Origin of the sequence: Pseudomonas cyclaminis (genome assembly GCF_015163715.1) — a bacterium.
GTDB classification, from domain to species: Bacteria; Pseudomonadota; Gammaproteobacteria; order Pseudomonadales; family Pseudomonadaceae; genus Aquipseudomonas; species Aquipseudomonas cyclaminis.
Genome location: NZ_JADDUM010000295.1, coordinates 1 through 4,604 on the forward strand (window position 1 = coordinate 1; position 4,604 = coordinate 4,604).

Consider the following 4,604-nt stretch of genomic DNA (forward strand, 5'->3'; position numbering starts at 1 on the left):
GGCATGGACGGCTACGAGGTCGCCAGCCAGCTCAAGGGCAACCCGGCCACGGCGAACATCCCGATCATCATGCTTTCGGCGTTGAGCGACTCCAGTGCGCGGGTCAGCGGGTTGGAGACTGGCGCTGAGGAGTTCATCAGCAAGCCGGTGGAGCGCGTGGAATTGTGGCTGCGGGTACGCAACCTGCTGCGGCTCAAAGCCCATGGTGACCAGTTGAAGCAGCACAGCGAACAGTTGGAACAACGGTTGCAGGAGCACACCGCCCAAGCACCGCGAGGAGATGTGCATGATCGCGTGCGCATCGACCTGGAGCAAGCCCTGCGCGAGGCCGTTGAACGCAATGAGTTCGCCCTGCACTACCAGCCCAAAGTCGAGCTGGCCAACGGCAATATCTGCGCATTGGAAGCCTTGCTGCGCTGGGACCGGCCCGGTTACGGCGCCGTGTCCCCCGCAGTATTCGTGCCGATCCTGGAAAGCTTGGGGCTGATTGTGCCCGTGGGTCGCTGGGTAATCGAACAGGTGTGCCAGCAGATCGCCGAGTGGCAGTGCAGCGACATAGGCGCTGTGGAAGTCTCAGTCAACGTATCCGGCCATCAACTGATCGAGGGTGACCTGATTGCCGATATCAGCCAGATCCTGGCAAGCACCGGGGTCGAGTCGCACTGGCTGGAAGTGGAGCTTACGGAAGGCTCGCTGATGGAAAACACCCAGCACACCATCGCCAGCCTGCAGCGTTTGCGCGCCATGGGCGTGAAGATTTCCATCGACGACTTTGGCACCGGCTACTCAAGCCTGGCGTACCTGCGCCGCTTCCCCATCGATACGTTGAAGATCGACATCGCGTTTATCCGTGAAGTAACAACCAACCCGCAGGATGCGGCAATTACCCGCACGATTATCGAACTGGCCCACAGCCTGGAACTGCGCGTGGTGGCCGAAGGCGTGGAAACCCAGGCGCAACTGGCGTTTTTGAAAGAGGCCGGCTGTGATCAGATCCAGGGCTACCTGTTCAGCCGGCCGTTATCCGCAGCAGCGTTGGAGCGCTTGTTGTTGGAGCGGTGAGATTCAGCGGGAGGGGGAATGCCGTCATTTGCCCCCTTTGATTAATGGGCTTTCATTTCCACCTGTATGCTAGCGGGGGGCTTGCCCTTCGTGTAACCGTGCTTCTTGGACGCATTGATCAGCACATCTGCGGCGCCAGGATTATTCTTGCTTAGTACTCCCTCCCACAAATCAACCGTTATGGAGTCGGACTTGAACTCGCGTCCCCAATCCACCCTTTCGCCGCGCGGTAACTATTCTTGGACAGCAGCACAACGGTGTGGTTGGTCTCAGGTATCTGGACCATATACGTGCGGTAACCTTGTTCTTTGGCCACCCCTTTAACCTTTTCCGCGGCATAGGCTGCCAACTCTGCACATTGACCATAGAGCTTCCCGTTGGCATCTCTGTCTGTGCCCACTTGCCTGGCAAGCTTGGTTTGAAAGACCTCACTGCGAACCGCACCATAATTATCCAGCCCAAATTCCTTGCGAAGGACGTCGCGCCTTTTCATGACCGCTAAATGGTTTGCGTCGTGCTGATATTGGGTTACGCCGTTTGCATTGGTAGTGGGGATATCCGTGATAGCGATCTCATCAAGGACTGGCGTCAATGGGTTGCGGATGCGATTCAACACTTCTGCCTTGACCGAACCGCCGCTGACCCCTCTCCTTCGCCAAACACCGTTCTCGTCAGGTTTGGCAACCTTGCTGCTGCTGACTAACTTCGTAGGATCATCCGGCGCTTCTACACGCAACAGGTAATGTTCGCCATCGCCGGCGTCAGGCGTTTCAGCAACGAAGTACTTCTCTTCGCCCTCAAACGAGACCTTCTTGAACCCCGGATGATTGACCGCTGCGACGGGCTCTTCAATGGGTGGAGCTTCCTTTGCTTTGACCTCGGGCGCAGGGCTTTCCACCGGCTCACGTAACGCGGGCAGGGAGGGCTTGCCAGGCGTGTGCGGCGCAGGCAGGTTCTTTAATGCCGGGCTGTCAGGTTTCAATGCCAGGTTATCAGCGAGGTCCCGTGTCTCCTCAACACTGAGAGGCTCATTCCTGATCGCTTTGGCAAGTAACGATCCCAACCCCCTCGCCTGCCCATAATAAGGAACGAACCCTTGCGCAAAATCGCCGGCCCCTTTCAATGCTGAGTCCATGGTTTGTTTGTCGACGCCTAATACCTTGCCGATCTGATTGTTAGTATTCAAATCAACCAGCAGCGCGCTAAAGGGATTGTCCAGGTACCGTTCTACGGTGTCGGCGGTGTTCTTATTCACCCCGAATGCCTGCAAGGCATCGGCGATACCCGCGGAGGGGTGTTCAAGGTGCTTTAGAAGTTCTTCGTAGAGCCCCCGCGTATCGTTTGCACCGACATTGTTGAGCGCTTCGTTGCGAACCTTTTGCTTGAATGCACTTTCCGTCATCGGCACCAACGGCTTGGGGCTGTTCAAGCCGTTTTTAACAAAATAGAAATTGCCCTTTTTATCTTCACCTTGAAAGTTTCCGTAGGCGTCATACTCAAAGAATACTTTTGTACCACCCGGTCGCAGTCCCGAATAAAGCACCCGTCCTTCCGGTGACGTATGTTCCTCCTTAAGATTTGTCAAACCGTTAACCGCAGCGGATGGTGCGGATGGCTCCTTGTCCAGCCGGCCAAATATATCGCCGCCTTCGTTGGCATAAGGCCCAACAACGGCGTTGATATCATTGCTTCTGAATCGGATCAGCGTATCGGCGACGCGGCCTTGTTTTTCGGGGGCGCTGTCCTGCGCAAAGTGTCGGGTAAATGCCTTAAGTGATGTGGTGTCATTAGCTTGTATTTTCAACCAGGCGTTCATGTCTTCGACAGTTTTGAAAGACTGGTATGAACTGCCGTCTTTTTCCGGAACATAAAGCACGATGTTAGGGCCATCAAGTACAGGCGGTACCCGTTGAATGAATATGATGTCCTTGGCTTGAACACCATCCACGGCAAAGGTCTTGACTTGCACTTTGGGTAAACCTGCTTTGCCTGGTGACAGCACGGCCTCGACGATTTTGTTGACATCAGGTGTCATTTTGCCGCTGTTTAAGTCTTTCACCAGGTTCTCGTTGAATTTTCCCCGGGTATTTTTAATGACATAGGTGTCCTTGGGATCATCCCAAGAATTGGCATTTGTCGGCGCGGCGCTAATGGGGCGAGTGGTGGCAGTAGCAGCAGAAACAGTCATAATCAGCCAAGGTCGGTAGGAGTGAAGGAAATGTTCCCCAGCCGCGCAGGTATCTTCCTGCGATGCTGTCTGACGTGTGTGTGCTTGGCTTGCGAGAGTGTTCCAACTTCAGTTGTTACCGTTTGCTTCAACTGCCAGGCTTCGTTCATACCCGTAGCAGCTGCCGAGCCAGGTACGCCGTCGACGCAGCCTCGCCAGGGCTCGGCAGCTGCTACGGGGGGTTAATCGGGCTTTTCTGTATTGCCCACATCCACCGCGTCGTCCGGCTCGTGGAGCGGCACTTCTGCATCATCCATCAGCGAGCCTGGGTCTTCATTGCCCGGATCGTTGAGTTCTTCTTCTTCCAGTTCTTCAGACATGACCCTCTCCTCTATCCGCCTTGTGTGTCGATGTCCGCATCGGTTTCAGGCTTGTGCTCAGGCTCAGGCTCGAAATCGGGGCTGTAAGCGTTCTCCTCGGCTTTGGGATCACGCTCGGCATTCGGGTCTTTTGGCGCATCCGCAGCCGTCGACGGTGCCGGCTCGCCGCCGTCAATCGCCGGGTCGTTACGGTTGCTGGTTTGCGGGTCGTCAGTCGTGCTCATGGTGCTCACCTCTACTTTGGCCTACATGATATTAAGGCGTCGCGAGGCCGCTTGAAGTTCCGTCCGATTGCTTAGCGGATGGGATTGTCGATCTGGATGTAGAACGCATACATCCCCAGCAATAGCCAGAACGCCATGAACAACCACGGTGCGCGCATCGAAAACAACAGCGATTTGCGATAGCCCTTGTGGGACGACTCCATTTCCGAGAACAGCGGCGACTCGTCATAGGCCAGGCCCATCACGGGCTCGCTGCGCAGCAGCTCGCTTTGTTTGTAATGCCAGTGATCAATGATGTCGTAGGCCGCACGAATGCCCGGCCAGGCGTTGAGCGAGCTGAGGATGCCCAGCACCGCTAGAAAGACGGGCACCACCAGGGTAAACAGCTTGCCCCACTCCGGATTGAGATTGCCCATGCCCGATACAAAGGCGATGACCAGAAACGACTGCGCCGTGAGGTAGGCATCGGTGCGGTTGGCGAGGATGCTGGTTTCGTACTGGATCTCGCGGCGGTAGAAGTCCAGGCGGTCCTTGGGTGAACCGAAGATCTTGGCGCTGTGTTCGCTGTGATCGGTCAGCGCGCCTCCGGTGTGTGGGGCGAGATGATTCTGGGCACGGTTGCGCTCCATTAGACTTCGAGTCCTGTTAGAAGAACCCGGCGCGGGTGAAGTTCAAGTTTGTTCATGCACCAAACTGGAGCGCCCATTGCCTCTTTGTGGTGATTGGCTTGCTCCTCGCTGGAATGCACAGCGATCCCCTACTTTTGAGGGG

Annotated in this window: 4 protein-coding genes and 1 pseudogene; 1 reads left to right on the plus strand and 4 read right to left on the minus strand. The window is 56.1% G+C overall.

Annotated features, from left to right (window positions below):
• On the plus strand, positions 1-1,062 hold a 1,062-nt coding region (locus IQK56_RS28745), incomplete at its 5' end, for a putative bifunctional diguanylate cyclase/phosphodiesterase (RefSeq protein ID WP_193864206.1).
• Between the two features lie 178 nt (positions 1,063-1,240).
• Here IQK56_RS28745 and IQK56_RS28750 read toward each other — a convergent pair.
• From IQK56_RS28750 to IQK56_RS28765, 4 genes and pseudogenes are all read right to left on the minus strand, one after another.
• Positions 1,241-3,250, minus strand: a complete 2,010-nt coding sequence (locus IQK56_RS28750; RefSeq protein WP_193901914.1) for a dermonecrotic toxin domain-containing protein — start codon at positions 3,248-3,250, stop codon at positions 1,241-1,243.
• Between the two features lie 221 nt (positions 3,251-3,471).
• A complete protein-coding gene (locus tag IQK56_RS28755; protein ID WP_183140445.1) occupies positions 3,472-3,609 on the minus strand; it encodes a hypothetical protein in 138 nt (45 codons plus the stop codon).
• Positions 3,610-3,620: 11 nt separating this feature from the next.
• Positions 3,621-3,833, minus strand: coding sequence for a hypothetical protein (locus IQK56_RS28760; protein WP_122305626.1), 213 nt, complete (start codon positions 3,831-3,833; stop codon positions 3,621-3,623).
• 71 nt (positions 3,834-3,904) lie between these two features.
• Positions 3,905-4,449, minus strand: a pseudogene (locus tag IQK56_RS28765) (hypothetical protein).
• Positions 4,450-4,604 lie beyond the last annotated feature (155 nt).